Below are 18606 nucleotides of genomic sequence, written 5' to 3' on the forward strand. Positions count from 1 at the left end.
TGGCGGAGAAATAGGGATTTGAACCCTAGGAGGGCTATAAACCCTCGCCGGTTTTCAAGACCGGTGCTTTAAACCACTCAGCCATCTCTCCGTGGTGCGGCGAATATTATAGGCCTACCGCGAACCTGTAAATACCTTTTTTGCGTTATTTTGTTCAAGCGTTCAAAAAGACACCAGAATGGCTTATCAATGAGTCAAATAACACGAAAAACCAACACCTTAATGATGTGAATTTAATATCTATAAAGAAGATTTCACTTTCATTGTCAGCATTCAGGCATCTCAGGGGTAAGTCAGCTACAATGCAGCCAACATTCAGATTCGAGCCAGCATGATGCGTAACACCCTTCTCTTTCTATTCCTGTCATTTATCTCTTTATTGACACTTTCTGCAACAAACGATGCCCAACAGATAAAAGGCGCTGCTTGCTTCGTCTCTGACGCCCAAGGCCGAGTTTTAGTTACGCGCGATATTCTCAATAACCGCATCTCAATTCCTGGTGGATATGTCGATACGGATACCCCAAGCGACGCAGCCGTTCGAGAAACACTTGAAGAAACCGGTATTGCCGTTAAAGCCCTAGGAGAGCTCGTTAGGCAGGACAACGCCATTATTTATGACTGTGTTGCCTTGTCACCCATTCCCGTTCATGACACTGCCTCCCAAGATTACGAGATTCAACAAGCTGCTGTTGCCGCTTGGAACGCCGAACATTTTGGTCGTGAAGTGCGTGCCGTGTTCATGATGAAGCCAAACGACACCATGTTGAAAGACGCCCGCTTTCCAAAGCAAGTCGCCATGTTCCCAGAGCTGCTATTATCAGCCACACCTAGCACACTCGATATCTCACCGAATTTTTCGCACAAAGCATCCGCATTTACCGTGTGGAATGCCGGGCTAAACCGACACGTTCAGCAGTTCATTGAAGGTCTGCCACCATTCCTATCAAGCCTTGTATCGCAAGGGCTCTTTGCCGCCTCAGCACTCGGGAATGGCGCGTTATTCTTTTTGCTGCTCCCTGTCGCAATGGCGACAGGAGGCTTAAAACGCACTGCGAGTGTCGCCTTGGTTGCTGTCTTGGTTACGGTTATCACCCATTTTGGGAAACTGCACTTTGCTGTACCCCGCCCTTTTTACGTGTTTCCCGATCTACAACGGGATCTAGCATCTGGCTTTGCCTTTCCAAGTGGTCACACAGCAACGGCGTTTGCAGTGTGGGGCTTGGTTTATAGCTGGGTGAAGCAAACTGGGAAAAATGCACTGTGGGTATGGCTTGCTCCCGCTACCTTAGTCGCACTCAGCCGTGTTTACTTGGGCGTGCATTATGTGACTGACGTGCTTGCTGGCGCGGTCGTCGGCGCATTGTCTTTAGCGATTGTTCTCTATTTTTCTCGGGTAGCACACCGTGGCACCCCGCTTATTCTTAAAGCGAGATTATGGTTCGCGGTTGCCCTTTTCATCGCACCATTCGCAGCCACTCAAATTCAGCCGAGTTTCCTTTATTGCATGCTCTTGGCGTTCGCATTTGCCTTGTCATTGTGTGTTTCAAAACACGCCGTTACTCATGGAGATACGCCATTGGGGAAACGCGGGTTTATGTGGTCGCTTGCAGGATTGGTGGTATTAGCAGGCATGGCATTTGGGGTTGGTCAGTGGTCGACATCCAGCATAGAAATTCTGATTGCACACGCCAGTGTCGCCATCGCATTGAGTGTGTGGCTAGTAGTAATCACACCGCGTTTGTCCCTCACCTCAAGCGCGCCTTCGGCAAACTAACGGTTCAATCAACACGATCAAAAAGAGGCACCGCTAGGTGCCTCTTTCACATTTAGCATTGCTGCAAAAGATTAACCTTTCGCAACGTCTGCCAGTTCTTTTTCTGCATCATGGTCGATATCAACACCAGCAACGACACCCGCTTTCGGATCGTTAAAGATGGATTCGTCCAATTTGCCTTCACTCTTCGCAACAATACAGCTAACCGCAGCATCACCAGTAACGTTGACTGCAGTACGAACCATATCAAGCAGACGGTCAACACCCAGGATCAGACCGATGCCTTCAAGTGGCAGACCAACCTGAGCGAATACCATCGACAACATGATCAAACCAACACCTGGCACGCCCGCAGTACCGATAGAAGCAAGTACAGCCATCATGATCACAGTGACATAACCAGCCAGACCTAGATCAACACCGTAGATGTTTGCGATAAATACTGTCGCCACACCCTGCATGATCGCCGTACCATCCATGTTGATGGTTGCGCCGAACGGAACAGTGAATGAACCCACAGAGTTACGAACGCCTAAACGCTCAGTCACAGTACGTAGCGTAACAGGAATGGTCGCATTCGAGCTTGCAGTACTGAACGCGAACACTTGCATGTTACGTGCTTTCTTCAAGAAGGTCGTAACACTTAGACTAGAGAAGAGTTTGAGGATAAATGGAATCACAACAAACAGGTGTAGCATCAACACAGCGATCAGAACCACAACGTAGCCAATCAACTGCGCGAACAACGCAAGACCAAGGTTTGCCATGGCTTTCGCGATCAAACAGAAAACGGCATACGGTGCAATTTCCATGATGACAGTAACCATTTTCATCATCACTTCGTTAAGCACTTCAATCAGCTCAACCAATTTCTTGGCTGGCTTACCAACCATCAAGATACAAACACCCATCAAAATCGCGAAGAAGATGATTTGTAGCATTTCACCTTCAGACAGTGCGTTGATTGGGTTGTTTGGAATGATGTCGATCAGAACTTGAGACAGCGGTGGTGCTTCACGTCCAGAGAACGCAGATTCTGTCGCCATGTCCATACCACTGCCGATACCAGAGATAACAGCAACAGTGATCGCCACAGCAATCGCAATGGCTGTAGTAAGGATATAGAGACCGAAAGATTTCGAACCAACTCTTCCCAACATTTTGATATCACCGATGCCACAGACACCGCATATCAATGAGAACAGTACGAGGGGGACAACGAGCATTTTCAGCGCGTTAACAAACATCTTGCCCACGACGTGGAACAAGCCATTTGTGATGTAGGTGTCAACAAAGCCACCTGCTGGGTTTAAACCCAAAATGTTAATGGTTAAACCAAGAAGAATACCGGCGACTAACCCGACAATCACCTTGGCGGTGAGGCTCATCTTCCCTTCACCGTTTGATGCTGCATTACTCATATTGCCTCCATGACTAAAGTAGTGTTTCCCGTCATGAAAGACCTTGTTTCAGATTGCCAATAGCAAAACTGCGCTTTGGAAGCGCTTTCCTCTAAAAATTGTGTGACCTCACCTTTGAGCCAATAAAGGTACTGAGGTATGTAAAATTGAATTTAGATGGTAGTTATTTAGCCGACGAACAAAACCGATTCAAGATATTTCAGGTGTGACGTGCCATAGATATATCTTGATTCGCACTTCCTGTTCGTCTCTAAAATGAGCCTTTAAATTAATTTATGCCTCAAATAATCAAAACCACAACACCCGCCAAAATGCAACAAATCATTAACAACCATTTGATATGCAGTATTAATGCAGCCTGTGAGCATATTTAAGCTGAAATGACCTCTTGAGACAAATTGAGATGATGTTGCGCAGTCATGAAGGAAACATGGGCTTCTATCAAGGTGTTAGCTTCTTTTTGCCAGTATTCTGCGCACTGGCTCTGACAAAACTCCAGTAACACCACAATAAGTGTGTCCATGCGCTGCAAACACCACTTCTTAACCTCTAATTCATGTCGAATATCACTCGCCATTTCTTGCATCTTGCTGTAGCTAAACTGAAGAAATCCATAAGCTGTGTCCACCTCGCCAAGAGAAGCAGAGTGATGATGAATGCGCATACACGCATCCATCCAATATCCGATAGCTAAACTTTTCGCTTCATCAATGTGTGGGTCATACAATGCTGCTGGCACATGTTTGACCAATTCTTCTAAACAGCAGATCTCATTGATGTTCTGATTGCAGTACCATTGCTGTGCCAACGACAGCCATTCATTCACCGTCATTTCAGGTTCAGTTGTATTCGTCATGCTGCGGACTCCCAACAACGTACAAAGTGATTATCACTCACCTGATTGATCACAGGCTGAAGCTTTTCACTGAGCGCACGAATTTCATCGGCATTCGCCGAATAATTATCCGTTTGCTTAATCAGTTCACTGAACGGCGTATCAGGATCAGGCACCGCAGAAATCAGCAATTGGGTGTAAGGGTGCTGAGGATTCGAGAGAATAGACTGCGTATCACCCCACTCCACAATTTGACCGCGGTACATCACTGCCGTTTCCTCTGCAATATAGTGCGCCGTAGCAAGATCATGGGTGATATACAGAAAACCTATTCCCATCTCTTTTTTCATGCGCTGCATAAGATTCAACACGCCGAGACGAATAGACACATCCAGCATGGAAGTAGGCTCATCAGCCAGAATGATTTCTGCGCCGACACCCAATGCTCTTGCAAGGTTGACGCGTTGGCGTTGCCCGCCACTGAGTTGGTGTGGAAATTTAGATAAACATGCAGGATCTAATTCCACCATTTCCATCAGTTCGTGCTGACGCGCTTTTAATTGCGCTTTACTGGCGATCGCATTGTGAATTTTCAACGGGCGAGCTATGTGATGATCAATCGTGTGGGCAGGGTTTAGCGAACCAAAGGGGTCTTGAAACACCATTTGGACATTACTGCGATAATCACGGAGTGACTTACCAGAACGGATGTCGTTGATATTCTGTCCTTTGAATAAGATCTCTCCAGAAGACACATCGTGCACTTTGGTAATTAAACGCGCGACGGTACTTTTTCCGCACCCTGATTCTCCTACCAGAGCGAGGGTTTTACCTTTGTGAAGGTCGAAACTCACGCCACGCAGGGCCTGAAACACATCTTGTTTTGAAAACCCGCCACCGACAGCAAAGTTCTTAGAGACATTCTTCAATTGAATGATCGGTTTCTCTTGAGTTAATGGCAGCGTCATGCAGGCTCTCCTTGCTCAAATTTCTCTTTACTGGCGTCGCGGTCATGAATATTGGGGAACGATGCCCAAAGTTGTTGTGTATAAGGGTGCTCAGGCTGATTGCGAATACGGCTCGAGGTATTCACCTCGACAATTTCACCGTGTCGCATGATGGCAATGCGATCGCTTAGCTGGGTCATTAACGCCAAGTCGTGTGTGATGAAAAGCACTGAGAAACCAAATTCTTCTTTTAATGAGAAGATCTGCTGAAGAATTTCACGCTGTACCACCACATCCAGCGCTGTCGTTGGCTCATCCATGATGATCAGTTTCGGGCTAAGGCTCAGCGCTATCGCAATCACCAAACGCTGACGCATGCCACCGCTGAACTGATGGGGGTAATCTAAAATGCGCTCACGTGGGATGTTCACTAAATCCATCATTTTCATCGCACGGTCAATCGCTTCTTCTTTGCTCCAGCCTTTGTGCCATTGGATCACATCAACGAACTGTTCTTGCACCGTCAACACGGGGTTCAAGGAGTTCATGGCGCTTTGAAACACCATAGCTATTTCACTCCATCGAACCATGTTGAGATCTTTTTCCGCCAATTCACGAAGATTACGGTCTTCAAGCCAAATCTCGCCACCAGAGATAAACGCAGGCGGTTTGTGCAAGCTGTTCACAGAGAAAGCGATGGTGCTTTTTCCGCACCCAGATTCACCCGCTAAACCAAATATCTCGCCGCGACCAATATCAAAACTTACGGTGTTTACGGCTCGGAAGTGACCATCATCCATGATGTAGTCAACACACAGATCTCGGACTCTGAGCAGAGGGTCATGATGAAAAGCCTGTTCATGTTCCATTTGTATTCACTCCAAAAATAAACTGAATGCAAATTATTATCATTTCGTTTATCAGTAAAGTGTAAGGCATAAATTAGAGAGGTGGATCGCACGAGGGCCCCCCAAGTGTGAAAGGTTTCACTTGGATTTGGCTTGGGTTTCACTGGAGCATGACGGACATCCGATTAATCCGAGGGTGAAGGAAAGGTATAAAATTAGGTAGAATGCGTGCTTCATACTTCGCCGACAGGCTTATCGGTGAAAGGCTTTGCTCAATAACACGAAGATACAACGATGACATCATGCCCTCAGTGCAACGCACCACTCACCTGCACCGCCGATACTGGCGCGTGTTGGTGCATGCAATATCCACACATATTGCCCGTTGCCGATAAGAACAATTTGGCATGCTTGTGCCCAAGGTGTTTAGCAAAGCGCATTAACCAAGAATTAGACGTGCTATATCAAGAATACAGCGTCAGTGACTTGATACGCTTAGCTAAACCCTATGCAAACAGCCCTGAACTTATTGAAGGGCTGGATTACACCATGGAAAATGGCTTTATGGTGTTCTCTGCGTGGTATCACTTGAAGCGCGGAACCTGCTGTGGAAATGGATGCCGCCACTGTCCCTATGGCAAAAGCGACACATCACGTTTCAACAACGTGGGCTAAGTCACTGACGTAGCGCAAGTCTTCGTAGACAATGCGCGCCCTCTAGCACGCACGCCGTGCAGGATTTACTTCTTAATCGAAAAGATAGCACTATGAAAATTGTCGCTGTAACCGCTTGTCCGACAGGCATTGCGCATACCTACATGGCCGCTGCTGAATTGAAAAAAGCGGCGGTACAAACAAACATTCACATTAACGTCGAAACCCAAGGGGCGATGGGCATCGAAAACCCATTAAGTATTCGTGACATTGCACAGGCTGACGTTGTGCTGATTGCGTCTGACATTGAGATTGAAGACAGAGCCCGTTTCTCTGGCAGCAAAATCCACTGTGTCACTATTGAGGAAGTACTGACAGACCCAGTCAGAGTGTTGGAACGCTGCAAAGCGTTATGACAATGCCCACCATCAGCCGGCGCATCACCTTTCTGATCGGCGAAGAAGGTTTACCAGCATGGAAGCTGAATCGATTAAAAACATTGGCGGGATTATTCCGCTCAGTCACCGTATTTTGCAACCTGTCTCAGCGCAATGCCGCGAACGCGGAACAGCCTATCCGTATTCTTAGTCTTAGCTCGCGCCCCAATGACCTTTGCCAATTATTGATAGAAGGCAATGATGCCGAACTTGCGGCCATGGTGTTAACCGATTTCGCCGCCGAGCACGGCACCTTGGTCTGTGGTGGTAAACGTGCTAAAGCAACACCCACCAGCGCCTTTATCTCACTGCCTTTTCCTTATCAGGTTTACCAAGCCCCTCAATCGAACCTTGATAAACACGCGCTACTGGCTGAATTTGCCTTGCGCGTCGCCGACAATGAGAATCGCGAAGACACCACCCAAGAAGCGTTGTTTAATGCTTTGTACACGCGAGAAAACGTTTCATCAACCTGCATGGGCAATGGGGTTGCGCTTCCCCATGTAATGACACCTTTGGTTAGCCAGATTCACGTGTTTATTGCCTCAACGGCACAACCGCTCGATTGGCTGTCAAAACGCGGTGAGGTAACGCGTGTTATTGGTGTGATGTTGCCCAAGCCACCCGTTCGAGAGCATATCGTGGCCTTCTCAACGTTTTCACAGCAGCTTCTCGACAAGACGTTTTGCCGTTACCTTGAGGAAAACACCTCGTTAGACATTGTCGAAACTATCGTGCTTCATTCACTGGAAACCGCATTAACTAACCACTAAAGCGACAACGTTGAGCGTTATCCTCAGGAAGATTGGGCATAGTTGCTACCACGATACTCAGACGGCGTTAACCCTGTTTTTGCTTTAAACACACGATAGAAATAGTTCACATCTTGAAAGCCACATCGCGTTGCCACTTCGCTTAATCGAAAATCATATCGCTTCAACATGAATTTCGCCCGATCAACACGTACCCAGGTGATGTAATCCGCCATTCGCATGTGGCCTTGTTGGCGAAATAACCGGGACAAGTGATTGGGTGTAATACTGAAGCGCGAAGCAATAGACTCTCTGCTGATGTCGCGGTGGAAATTCTCTTGAATATAGATACAAATCCCTTGATACAAATCTTCAACGCGATTGCGACGCCCCGCTTCTGGCGCAAGCAACATTTGCTGGCTGTAGCTTAGTAAGGCGTGCAGCAGGTGGCTGTCCATCGGTGACTGAACAGGCTCTTTCGCCAAACTGTTTAATGCACTAAGAATGTGGTCGATGGCATGGCCAGTACGGGTTTGAATACTGTGTTTTTGTACGTCATAAAAATTCGGCTGGGCTTTCGCCTTCCCCACCAAGCTAAGCCCAAGTTGTCGCTTACCAAACAACAAACTCAGCACGGAGCAATCTGTTTCCCAGTTGGGTTTATTCCAACTATTGGGTGGCACATAAAGCGCATCGCCCGCAAACAAGGTCACTTCGCTGATCGACTTATCGGCGTTTTCTATTTGGTTGGGATATTCACCGCTGATCACCAATTCAAGGCGCGGAAAGTTGACTTGATAGCTGAAGGTGGGTGGTGTGACTTGGTCGCTCGCAAACCAAATGCGATTGAAATGCTCTCTTTCCCCCAAAAGGTTGTCGAGCAACAGCGAAAAGACCTGACTCATAACATCTATTCTTACGCGAAAACATGGCGCGCATTATCTTCCCCATTTTGGCGACTGCCGAGCACTTCAGAACAAACCGCTGCAAATTCGTGACCTTGCTCAATAAAATGAGAATACAAACCCCACCTTTCGGTTACGAATTTCTAGTCAAAAGAAATAAGTCGTCTTTTCTATCATGTAATCATAACGACAAAAATACCCTTTAACCCATTGTATATAAGCTATTTATATTTTTTATTCGATATTATCTTCACATAACCGCCAGTGAGAAACAGATCACACCAACAAATCAATGTTACATTTTTCTAGTAAAAGCCTTTCTTTTCCTCTTTCGAGTCGCGCCCTGTCACGGGAAAATATGCTCATACAATAAGAACAACATTCAGAGGTAAAACTCATGATTAATACGTTAATCAACGAATCGCTGATTTGCTTAGACCTAAAAGCGACCACGAAAGAAGACGTGTTCGTCGAAATGATTGAACTGCTTCACGCTCAAGGTCGAGTCTGTGATAAAACCCAATTCCTCGCCGACATCCATGCACGTGAAGCGCTGGGTAACACAGGTTTCGAAGACGGTGTTGCACTACCTCACGCAAAAAGTGCGGCGGTATCGAACCCTGCAGTCGCGATCGGTATCAGTCGCAATGGCATTGAATACGGTGCCGAAGACGGTCAGCCTTCAACACTCTTTTTCATGATTGCTTCACCAGATGGCGGCGCAAACCACCATATCGAAGTGCTTGCTGAATTGTCGTCAAAATTGATTGAAGACGGCTTCATTGAACAATTCATGCAAGCAACCTCTGCATCAGATGCACTAGCACTTCTGATGGAAAAGAAAGCCGACGAACAAGCCGTTGAAGCGAACAAAGGGTTGCTGATTGGCGTAACAGGTTGCCCTGCGGGTATCGCACACACTTATCTCGCGGCTGAAGCCCTTGAAAAAGGCGCGGCGGCAATGGGCTATGAAATGAAGGTAGAAACCAACGGTTCTATCGGCGTGAAAAACAGCCCAACCGCAGAAGAAATTGCACGCGCAGAAGCCATCATCGTGAGTTGCGACAAACAAGTTGATATGGCGCGTTTTGCGGGTAAACGTTTGATCAAAACAGGCGTAAAAGCACCTATCAAAGATGCGAAAGGCCTGATTGCCCAAGCACTTGACGCGCCAGCATACGCGGCATCTTCTGATGAGGCGGCAAGCGAGAGCACTGAAAGCAAATCAGCACAAGCGCGTTCAGATTTGTACCGCTACCTCATGAACGGCGTATCACACATGATCCCGTTCGTTGTAACCGGTGGTCTGTTGATTGCTTTAGCACTGGCGATTGGTGGTCAACCCTCAGAAGCGGGCATGGCGATTCCTCCTGGTAGCCTGTGGAACAAAGTGCTGGATGTGGGTGTGGTTGCCTTCACCCTAATGATCCCAATCCTTTCTGGTTACATTGCTTACGCGATTGCAGACCGTCCGGGTCTGGCGCCGGGTCTTATAGGTGGTTGGATTGCCAACAACGGCTCATTCTACGGCGCGGATGCGGGTACTGGTTTCATCGGTGCTATCGTTGCGGGTCTGTTGGTCGGTTACTTTGTGAAGTGGATTGCGACACGCAACTACCACAAGTTCATTCAACCGCTCGTGCCAATCATGATCGCGCCAATCACAGGTAGCTTGTTCATTGCGGGTCTGTTCATCTTCGTTATCGGCGCGCCGATTGCAGGATTGATGGAAGGCTTGAACACCATGCTAACCAACATGAGCACGGGTAACGTTATCCTTTTGGGTATTGTGCTTGGTGGCATGGCTGGCTTCGACATGGGTGGTCCATTCAACAAAGTGGCCTTCCTGTTCTCTGTTGGCATGATCGCAAGCGGCCAAACGCAATTCATGGGTGCTATGGCATGTGCCATCCCTGTTGCTCCACTGGGTATGTCACTGGCAACGGTTATCGGTCGCAAGTTCAACATCTTCGAAGAATCTGAAATTGAAGCAGGTAAAGCGTCAGGTGCAATGGGCCTAGTCGGTATCTCTGAAGGTGCAATTCCATTTGCGGCACAAGACCCAATGTCTGTGATTCCAGCGAACGTAATCGGCTCAATGGTTGCCGCTGTTATGGCCTTCTCATTCGGCATCACCAACAGCGTCGCTCACGGTGGCCCTGTGGTTGCACTGCTAGGTGCGATGAACAAACCTGTACTAGCACTGGCATGTATGGCGGCAGGTGCGATTGTGACAGCACTGGTTGCGGTATCACTGAAGAAAATGCGCCAATCAAAAGTGGCAGCATCAGAAACCGCAGCGGCATAAGTTAAAAGACAGACCAATATCGCTCCCAGCGTGAATAGAACAGCAATGTTTTTAGAACAAATGGGAGCGATTTTTCGCCACCGTGTCAATGCAATGAAAACAACATCTGGTACACTTTGCTCGCGTCAGTCAGCACAGAAATCTGACAACGCGTCACGCTGACTTACACAGAATAAAGCACGCCAATTGGCGCAAGAATGAAGAACATTATGACCTCGACAACCCAACATTTTTTCCCGCTGACCAACGTTATCCAAGATTATGCTTGGGGAAGCCACACCGCACTGGGTGAGCTTTTCGATATGCCAAACCCAGACAACACGCCTCAAGCTGAGATCTGGATGGGCGCACACCCAAATGGTTGTTCAAAAATTGATGTAAACGGTGAGCAAATGCTGCTCTCTGATTTTATCGGCCGCGACATGGCCAATGTGATTGGTCAACAAACACAAGAAACGTTCGGCGAACTGCCGTACTTGTTCAAGGTACTGTGTGCAGCCAATGCACTTTCAGTGCAAGTACACCCTAGCAAAGCGCAAGCAGAAGCAGGCTATGCGAAAGAAGAAGCTGCTGGTATTCCGCTGTCTGCGAGCTTTCGTAACTACAAAGATCCAAACCACAAACCAGAACTGGTTTACGCACTGACGCCATACACCGCGATGAATGGTTTCCGTGATTATTCAGAGATTCTTGCCTTCTTCCACCAGCTCAATATTGATGTGCTTTCCACACTGGTTGCCAACCTTGATGCCAACCAAAACGAGCAAGGGCTAAGTGCATTCTTTGAAGCACTGCTCTCTCTTGAAGGCGAAGACAAAGACACAGCAGTTGCTGAACTCTTGGCATTTGCGACAGAGAACCAATCAGATGAATTGTTTGCATTACTGCTGACGTTATCTGAGCAATACCCGGGTGATATCGGCCTATTCTCGCCGCTTATCCTCAATACGCTGACATTAGTGCCAGGTGAAGCCATGTTCTTGGATGCATGTACCCCCCATGCATACATCAAAGGCACAGGCCTTGAGATCATGGCGAACTCCGACAATGTACTGCGCGCAGGACTCACACCTAAACACATGGACGTGCAAGAGCTAACTGCGTGTACACGTTGTATACCAATGGCTAAAGACGTTATCCGTTTGGCACCAGAAAAAGTCGGCAATGCTGAGCATTACCCTATTCCTGTGCCTGACTTCAAATTCAGTGTTTACAACGCAACAGCAAAAGAATCGCTGCACACCAACAGCGCTGAGATTTTGCTAGCCGTTGATGCAACACTGACCGTAGAAGATGCGGAAGGAAACAGCGTGACACTGGAGAAAGGCGAATCTGTCTTTATTCCTGCATACGTCGGTGAATACTTTGCTTCATCCAACGGCAAGTTTGCGCGTGCGTATAACTAACGTAATCACCGGTAAATAAGACAAAAGCCTGACCACGTATTCGTTGTCAGGCTTTTTCTTTATTGGCGATGTGCAGAGTTTGAAACAGGCGTTAACTTAAGGGCATGCACCTGTTCGATGCCTTTCAAACCATCAACAATTCAAACGCTTGCATATCAGCTATACAGAGTTAGCGACAATACACGCGCGCATCACGCGGGGTGTAAATGCCGAACGTTACAAACCCTAAGAAGCCATCAAGGAACGTCTGTTGCACTTCCACCTTTGCGACATTTTCTGCACCGCTACAAACACTGGCGGCATCAATGGTTTTCTTTTGACCAATACCTGAAACGAAAAAGCTCTGCATGGTTTCTTCTTCTAAGTTTCCCTGTTTGTCATTCACCACAAATGTTTGTTGTGCACACCCAGAAAGCATGAGCGCGCCAACGACCAAAACTGCTGTTTTCTTCATGTGTTTTATCCTTATCAACCGGTTGAGCCTTGTTTTTCATAATCGCCCCTAAAGTGTAGAAAAATCTGTCTACTTACTTAGTATTAGTAATAAGACAAACATATTTTTTTAACCTGGGTTTTTACGGCGAGCTCTCTATAATAAGAAAGTGTGTCGAACACTAAATAAGATAAGATTGCCTTATGTGTACTTATTGAAACCACCAAAACAGCCCCTAAGATTGTCCAGAATTTTGGCGAAATGTTGTCGAGAACATTCACGTCAATCTTCCGCTCGAGGGACACAAACACTCTGACGAAGAAAGCGCTTTCTAGTTCATATGCTTGTGGTGAGTGACCAATCTTAAAAAGAAATAACCCTCAAAGGGGGCAGTATGCTCAAAGGAAAGTTAGTTGTGTCAGGAATGGCGTCGCTCGTGTTACTTGCGGGCTGTATGGAAGAATCGAAAGTGCCCTACTTTCCGGATTGGCCGGAAATAAAGAGCGCCGTACCAAAAGATCCCGACATTGAAGCCAAGGTCTCGGATATTTTGGCGCAGATGACACTTGAAGAAAAAGTGGGTCAGATGATCCAACCCGATCTTCGTGGCGTTACGCCAGAAGAGGCAAAACAATACAAATTAGGCTCATTATTGAATGGCGGTGGTTCTTGGCCTGACGAAAACAAATACGCCACTGCATTAGACTGGGCAGAAGAGGCCGACAAATATTATCTCGCCGTTGAAGAAGCCTATGCCGATCGTGGTTTTCGTATTCCCTTTATGTGGGCGACAGATGCAGTACACGGCCATAACAACGTATTTCGCGCCACGGTTTTCCCTCATAACATCGGCCTAGGTGCCGCCAACAACCCCAAACTCATTAAGCAAATCGGTAAAGCCACAGCTCGTGAAATCTCCGCAACAGGTTTGGATTGGACATTCGCACCTACCGTTGCTTCGCCTCGCGATTACCGCTGGGGTCGTGTTTATGAAGGCTACTCAGAAGATCCCGAAATCATCTATCAATACGCAGGCCAAATGGTTGAAGGCTTGCAAGGTGGTACTAAAGGCCTAAAAAGCCAGCGCCATGTTATCTCTAACGTGAAGCACTGGGTCGGTGACGGCGGTACCAACAAAGGTGTCGACCGCGGCGAAAACCACTACTCAGAAGAATACCTGCGCAACATTCACGCGACAGGTTACTTCTCGGGCCTAGACGCAGGCGCGCAAGTGGTCATGACATCATTTAACTCGTGGCACAATGATGAAAACTACGATGTGATGAACACCGACGAATACAACAAGAAACTCCATGGCAGTAAGTACCTCGTGACCGATGTACTGAAAGACAAAATGGGGTTTGACGGCATTGTTGTCACTGACTGGAACGGTCATGGTGAAATCAATGGCTGTACCGCATCGAACTGTCCACAGGCCGTGCTAGCGGGTAACGACGTGTTCATGGTCACAGCGCGTAAAGACTGGACCGTGTTCTATCAAAATGTCATCGACCAAGTGAATGATGGCACCATTCCAATGTCACGTATTGATGATGCCGTCACGCGTATTCTTCGCGTGAAAATGCGTGCAAACCTTTGGAAAAAACCGCAACCATCACAACGTCAACTCGCGGGCCAGCAAGATATTCTTGGTTCAGACAAACACCGCAAGCTGGCGCGTAAGGCAACCAGCCAATCTTTGGTTTTGTTAAAGAATAAAAACGAAGCACTGCCCCTTTCATCAGATGAACACTATCTTGTGTTAGGTAGCGCAGCGAATGACATTCAGAAGCAAACAGGCGGCTGGTCACTCACATGGCAAGGCACTGAAAACACCCTAGAGCGTGATTTCCCCGGTGCAACCACCATGTTGATGGCAATGCGCGATCAAGTGGGTACAGACAACGTCTTTACCGAAGTGGATACTGCACCAGACGACGCGATTGCCGTTGTCGTGATAGGTGAAGATGCTTATGCGGAAATGTTTGGCGACATCAACGCCACCAAAACACTTGAATACGCATCACTCAAATCCACGTATGCGGCCGATCTTGAACTGATTAAATCACTGAAAGATCGTGGCTTCACCGTCGTGACCGTGTTCTTCTCTGGCCGTCCACTTTACGTCAATGAAGAAATCAATCACTCAGATGCGTTTGTCGCAGCTTGGTTACCAGGCACGGAAGCTGGCGGTATTACCGATGTGTTGTTCCGGGAAAAAGGGAAAAACTTCCGAGGCCGTTTGTCATACTCTTGGCCTGGCATGAAATGTTCCACCACCATCAACCGCAAAGCACCAAACTTGAAAGACTATGTCACCCCAGACATGGAACAAGACATTGAAGGCGAACATGCCCCCTTGTTCCCGTATGGATATGGCCTTTCTTACAATGCGAAGAAAAGCGACCTCATGGGCGTGGATGCCGATCTGAATAACCTGGAACTTGACCCTCGCGACTACGGTTGTGGTCAAGATGCACCAGACAATGGCATCGCAACCACAAACCTAGAAGTTTATGGCCGAAGCGCTGAAGGTGAATTTGTTCCTCGCATCGCGGGCTCTGCAAATGGTTGGGTCGGTGAGAGCGTGTCTAACGGTACACCTACCACCATTGGTTCAGTGACCACAACGCCAATGGATTACCTCCACCAGCAAGATGCCATTAACGTGAAATTCAACGGTGATTCGCCAGCGCAAGTTTACATGCAAACGCTGGATCAAGCCGTGACTGACAAACAGTCTTACCTCAATGCTGACGCAACGCTGCAGTTCGATATCGACATGAAATCAGCCGCACCAGAAAGCATGGTATTGGCGATGCACTGTGAGTGGCCATGTTTAGGTCAAGTTGCCATTAACAAGGTGCTTCCTGCGCCATCAGGCGCGAATGAAACCAAGTGGACAACCATTAAGATCCCACTGCAATGTTTCGCAGACCAAGGCATGGCATTCTCTATCTTGAACACACCTTTTCTCATCTATACCGATGATGCTGTAGAGTTCAACTTAGGTGAAGTGCGTTTCGTTCCGAACAGTGTTGACCCAGCCGATGATGCCATTGCATGTAGCGTGTTTACTGAACCAAGCCTGCCGCCATTGACGGACGATGTAGTTGACGTATGGAACACGTGGGATCCAGTACTGGGTTCTTGGCAAGTACGTACCGATGATTGGACGAACATCAGCGGCCACGTCACCGCGACGGAACCGGATGCATCTGACGCAACCCGTGAGTTTACCGTCACGTATGATGCAAACAGCCCTGAGCACTATAAAGGCATCGTCACGCTTGAAGGTACCACGCAGAACCTCACCCAATTTACCGACAGCGGTACATTGAACTTTGAGATTTACATCGACAGCTATGGCGAGATTGCGAACCCGGGTGAAAACCCAAGCACCGACATTGTTGTGAAGATGGAATCGACCAAAGGCACAGGTGATGACTATTTCCTTGGTGGCCTTTCAACCGGTATGTGGCATCAGGTATCCATTCCTGTGTCTGACTTAAACACAGGCGCGCTGGACATCACCAAAGTAAACAAGCCATTCGCAACCTTGGGTGAATGGAATGCCTCTCAAGCAGGTATCAGTTACAGCGTGAGAAACATTCAATTGGAGAAATAATCTACTCTCTCACAGGTGATCACTGTGTCAGTGAACCACGAGAGTGAATGAAACCCTAAAGCCCGCCAGTTCCACTGGTGGGTTTTTTCTTTTTCGTGACGTCTTAATGGTCGTTCTTCGAGCTCAAACTCACCCAATAATACGGAATTCCCTTCATTACTACGTCAAATTATTGACCTCCCCAGGAAAGGGGACATAACTCAGCCGCATTTAAATCCAACCTTCCACTCTCAGACCTTATTAACGTAAATAGACTATTAGGGTATTTACTTCTCACCTTTCATATTTAAATTTCAATTTTCAAACCAAAAAAACCGCCATTAAATTGACGTTGGTTTTTGATCTTTATTTATTAATTTGGGATGAGAATCAACTAATAAAATGATTCATCAAAACAATTCGATGTACGACCATCAAACCGCATTATCCACACCTATAATTGAATGTGTACTGTTTCATATTTAATACATGGAAGAATGGGGCTGCGAATGCTTGAGAATATAAAGATTAAGAAGAAATTGCCGCTGATCATGATTTCATTTGGCCTGATTTCAGCCGCACTCATCGGGACGGTATCCCACTACTATGCAGCAAACCAGTTGATAGAAGCTGCCGAGTCCAAGCTAACAGCGCTCTTGGAGTCGAGAAAAGAGTCCTTACTTTTTCATTTCGAGGTGATTAATCAAGATGTGCAATTTCACTCTCAAAACCCACTCACAAAAAATGCCATGACGTCGCTATCCGCCTCATGGAAAGAACTCCCAGACCCAAAACAAGAAACCATTCAAGACCTGTACATTTTTAATAATCCTTACGTTCAAGGTCAAAAAGAATCGCTACTCTACGCAGAAGATGGTTCCTCCTACAGTGAGGGCCACAAGCAGTATCACCATTATTTTAGAAATTTGGCCGCGACCCGAGGCTATTACGATATTTTGTTAGTAGATCCCCAAGGGAATATTATCTACACAGTCAAAAAAGATAATGACTTCGGATTAAACCTACTAACGGGCACGCTAAAAAACAGCAACCTTGCTGAAGCATTTACACTGGTGAATCGAAACCCTGCACGGGGAGTTTCTTTTATCACCGATTATCGTCGACACCCTACTAGCAACAACAAACCCGCCAGCTTTATCTCCGCGCCCATTCACACAGATTTGGGACAATACATCGGTGTATTGATCTTCCAAATGCCCATTGATGTGCTCAACTCCGTCATGCACGTCTCTGCGGGCATGGGGTTAACCGGTGAAACCTTCCTCGTTGGCCAAGATAAGCTCATGCGGAGTGACTCCCGCTTCTATGGCGCAAACAGCATACTTAACACCCGAGTCGATACCCAATCCGCTGACTTTGCCTTAAAGGGCATGACAGGCATTTTTGTCGAAGACGATTACCGAGGTATTCCCGTTTTCACCGCCTTCACACCGATTGAATTTATGGGACTAAAGTGGGCAGCCATCGCGGAGATTGAACAAGACGAGATCCTCGCCTCGCTCCACAAAATGACGACCTTTTTACTTCTTGCTGGCGGCGCGGTGCTTATCTTCATCTTTGCTGCGGGTTTTCAATTGGCATCGAACATTGCAGACCCCATCGTCTCGATGACAAAAATCATGAACAAGCTCGCTAACAACGATCTCACCACCAATATCTCTGTGTCGGAACGACAAGATGAGCTGGGAACGATGGCAAGCACCTTAGAGGTGTTCAAAGCCAACGCCATTGAACGAGACAAACTACAGAAAGAACTGACTCACCTTGCGCACCACGATTTGCTGACGGGTCTTCCAACCCGTCAACTCATCATGGAGAGACTGTCTGACATCACGGTGGAATCTCAGCAGGGAAACTTGTCATTCGCCGTGATGTTTGCAGACCTTGATAACTTCAAAGCCGTCAATGACACCTTGGGGCATAACATTGGTGACGAAGTGATAAAAACCGCCGCAAGAATTTTTGAAGATGTGGTCACTGAGAGTAATTTTGTTGCCCGCATCGGCGGCGATGAATTTATTATTCTGCTGACCAACGTTGAAGATGATGATGCTGTTATGGCGATGGCGAACAAGCTGGTGTCGTCAACCAAAGCTGGATTGAGTGTCGTAAGCAGCACGGTAGAAGTGACGCTCAGTTTGGGCATTGCGATTTACCCTGAAGACGGACGTGACGCTGCATCGCTCATCCATCATGCAGACCAAGCTATGTACCGCGCGAAAGAAGCCAGTAAGAACCGCTGTAGCCGTTAGATC

At 47.3% G+C, this 18606-nt stretch carries 14 protein-coding genes and 1 tRNA gene; 8 read left to right on the forward strand and 7 right to left on the reverse strand.

The features are described 5' to 3' along the window. Window positions 1-91, reverse strand: a tRNA-Ser gene (locus tag BM082_RS06115). 240 nt (window positions 92-331) lie between these two features. Here BM082_RS06115 and BM082_RS06120 point away from each other — a divergent pair. Further along, window positions 332-1777 carry a bifunctional NUDIX hydrolase/phosphatase PAP2 family protein gene (locus tag BM082_RS06120; protein ID WP_074925857.1) on the forward strand — a complete coding sequence of 482 codons (1446 nt, stop codon included), beginning with the start codon at window positions 332-334 and terminating at the stop codon, window positions 1775-1777. A 71-nt stretch (window positions 1778-1848) separates the two neighbouring features. Here the strand turns inward: BM082_RS06120 and BM082_RS06125 are convergent, their stop codons facing one another. The 4 genes from BM082_RS06125 to BM082_RS06140 all read right to left on the reverse strand — a co-directional run bounded on the left by BM082_RS06125 (window position 1849) and on the right by BM082_RS06140 (window position 5849). Then, entirely contained in the window at window positions 1849-3198 is a 1350-nt protein-coding gene (locus BM082_RS06125) for a dicarboxylate/amino acid:cation symporter (protein ID WP_074925861.1), read from the reverse strand. Between the two features lie 370 nt (window positions 3199-3568). After that, the gene (locus BM082_RS06130) at window positions 3569-4054 is read right to left on the reverse strand and encodes a hypothetical protein (protein ID WP_017011641.1); all 486 of its coding nucleotides are present in this window, start codon (window positions 4052-4054) and stop codon (window positions 3569-3571) included. Then, on the reverse strand, window positions 4051-5001 hold the full coding sequence (locus BM082_RS06135; RefSeq protein WP_017011640.1) for an ATP-binding cassette domain-containing protein: 951 nt from the start codon (window positions 4999-5001) through the stop codon (window positions 4051-4053). The genes BM082_RS06130 and BM082_RS06135 overlap by 4 nt, the downstream gene beginning before the upstream one ends. Further along, window positions 4998-5849 carry an ABC transporter ATP-binding protein gene (locus BM082_RS06140; protein WP_017011639.1) on the reverse strand — a complete coding sequence of 284 codons (852 nt, stop codon included), beginning with the start codon at window positions 5847-5849 and terminating at the stop codon, window positions 4998-5000. Before BM082_RS06140 ends, BM082_RS06135 begins: the two co-directional genes overlap by 4 nt. 273 nt (window positions 5850-6122) lie before the next feature. Here BM082_RS06140 and BM082_RS06145 point away from each other — a divergent pair, with 273 nt between their 5' ends. From BM082_RS06145 to BM082_RS06155, 3 genes are all read left to right on the forward strand, one after another. Further along, window positions 6123-6503 carry a cysteine-rich CWC family protein gene (locus BM082_RS06145; protein ID WP_074925865.1) on the forward strand — a complete coding sequence of 127 codons (381 nt, stop codon included), beginning with the start codon at window positions 6123-6125 and terminating at the stop codon, window positions 6501-6503. Window positions 6504-6595: 92 nt separating this feature from the next. Then, a complete protein-coding gene (locus BM082_RS06150) occupies window positions 6596-6898 on the forward strand; it encodes a PTS fructose transporter subunit IIB (RefSeq protein WP_017011637.1) in 303 nt (100 codons plus the stop codon). Continuing rightward, window positions 6895-7692 carry a PTS sugar transporter subunit IIA gene (locus BM082_RS06155; RefSeq protein WP_017011636.1) on the forward strand — a complete coding sequence of 266 codons (798 nt, stop codon included), beginning with the start codon at window positions 6895-6897 and terminating at the stop codon, window positions 7690-7692. Before BM082_RS06150 ends, BM082_RS06155 begins: the two co-directional genes overlap by 4 nt. A 23-nt stretch (window positions 7693-7715) precedes the next feature. Here the strand turns inward: BM082_RS06155 and BM082_RS06160 are convergent, their stop codons facing one another. Then, window positions 7716-8576, reverse strand: coding sequence for an AraC family transcriptional regulator (locus tag BM082_RS06160; protein ID WP_017011635.1), 861 nt, complete (start codon window positions 8574-8576; stop codon window positions 7716-7718). 397 nt (window positions 8577-8973) lie between these two features. Between BM082_RS06160 and BM082_RS06165 the strand changes: the two genes are divergently transcribed. Both BM082_RS06165 and manA read left to right on the forward strand, forming a co-directional pair. After that, window positions 8974-10884, forward strand: a complete 1911-nt coding sequence (locus BM082_RS06165; protein WP_074925870.1) for a PTS fructose transporter subunit IIABC — start codon at window positions 8974-8976, stop codon at window positions 10882-10884. Window positions 10885-11081: 197 nt separating this feature from the next. Then, entirely contained in the window at window positions 11082-12290 is a 1209-nt protein-coding gene (gene manA, locus BM082_RS06170) for a mannose-6-phosphate isomerase, class I (protein ID WP_342028248.1), read from the forward strand. Between the two features lie 169 nt (window positions 12291-12459). Here the strand turns inward: manA and BM082_RS06175 are convergent, their stop codons facing one another. Beyond that, window positions 12460-12744 carry a Bor family protein gene (locus BM082_RS06175; RefSeq protein WP_074925879.1) on the reverse strand — a complete coding sequence of 95 codons (285 nt, stop codon included), beginning with the start codon at window positions 12742-12744 and terminating at the stop codon, window positions 12460-12462. Between the two features lie 403 nt (window positions 12745-13147). Between BM082_RS06175 and BM082_RS06180 the strand changes: the two genes are divergently transcribed. Together BM082_RS06180 and BM082_RS06185 are read left to right on the forward strand one after the other, a co-directional pair. Further along, window positions 13148-16351 carry a glycoside hydrolase family 3 protein gene (locus tag BM082_RS06180; RefSeq protein WP_074925883.1) on the forward strand — a complete coding sequence of 1068 codons (3204 nt, stop codon included), beginning with the start codon at window positions 13148-13150 and terminating at the stop codon, window positions 16349-16351. Between the two features lie 488 nt (window positions 16352-16839). Continuing rightward, window positions 16840-18603 (forward strand): sensor domain-containing diguanylate cyclase, encoded by a 1764-nt coding sequence (locus BM082_RS06185; RefSeq protein ID WP_017017698.1) that lies wholly within the window; start codon window positions 16840-16842, stop codon window positions 18601-18603. Window positions 18604-18606 lie beyond the last annotated feature (3 nt).

The organism is Enterovibrio norvegicus DSM 15893, assembly GCF_900115495.1.
In the GTDB taxonomy this organism is placed as follows: Bacteria; Pseudomonadota; Gammaproteobacteria; order Enterobacterales; family Vibrionaceae; genus Enterovibrio; species Enterovibrio norvegicus.

Excerpts from the sequence above, each read along its gene's own strand:
- BM082_RS06125 (WP_074925861.1), bottom strand. The coding sequence starts at position 3,198 with ATGAGTAATGCAGCATCAAACGGTGAAGGGAAGATGAGCCTCACCGCC.
- BM082_RS06120 (WP_074925857.1), top strand. The coding sequence starts at position 332 with ATGATGCGTAACACCCTTCTCTTTCTATTCCTGTCATTTATCTCTTTA.
- BM082_RS06140 (WP_017011639.1), bottom strand. The coding sequence starts at position 5,849 with ATGGAACATGAACAGGCTTTTCATCATGACCCTCTGCTCAGAGTCCGA.
- BM082_RS06150 (WP_017011637.1), top strand. The coding sequence starts at position 6,596 with ATGAAAATTGTCGCTGTAACCGCTTGTCCGACAGGCATTGCGCATACC.
- BM082_RS06175 (WP_074925879.1), bottom strand. The coding sequence starts at position 12,744 with ATGAAGAAAACAGCAGTTTTGGTCGTTGGCGCGCTCATGCTTTCTGGG.
- BM082_RS06160 (WP_017011635.1), bottom strand. The coding sequence starts at position 8,576 with ATGAGTCAGGTCTTTTCGCTGTTGCTCGACAACCTTTTGGGGGAAAGA.
- BM082_RS06145 (WP_074925865.1), top strand. The coding sequence starts at position 6,123 with ATGACATCATGCCCTCAGTGCAACGCACCACTCACCTGCACCGCCGAT.
- BM082_RS06155 (WP_017011636.1), top strand. The coding sequence starts at position 6,895 with ATGACAATGCCCACCATCAGCCGGCGCATCACCTTTCTGATCGGCGAA.
- BM082_RS06165 (WP_074925870.1), top strand. The coding sequence starts at position 8,974 with ATGATTAATACGTTAATCAACGAATCGCTGATTTGCTTAGACCTAAAA.
- BM082_RS06185 (WP_017017698.1), top strand. The coding sequence starts at position 16,840 with ATGCTTGAGAATATAAAGATTAAGAAGAAATTGCCGCTGATCATGATT.
- BM082_RS06135 (WP_017011640.1), bottom strand. The coding sequence starts at position 5,001 with ATGACGCTGCCATTAACTCAAGAGAAACCGATCATTCAATTGAAGAAT.
- BM082_RS06180 (WP_074925883.1), top strand. The coding sequence starts at position 13,148 with ATGGCGTCGCTCGTGTTACTTGCGGGCTGTATGGAAGAATCGAAAGTG.
- manA (WP_342028248.1), top strand. The coding sequence starts at position 11,082 with ATGAAGAACATTATGACCTCGACAACCCAACATTTTTTCCCGCTGACC.
- BM082_RS06130 (WP_017011641.1), bottom strand. The coding sequence starts at position 4,054 with ATGACGAATACAACTGAACCTGAAATGACGGTGAATGAATGGCTGTCG.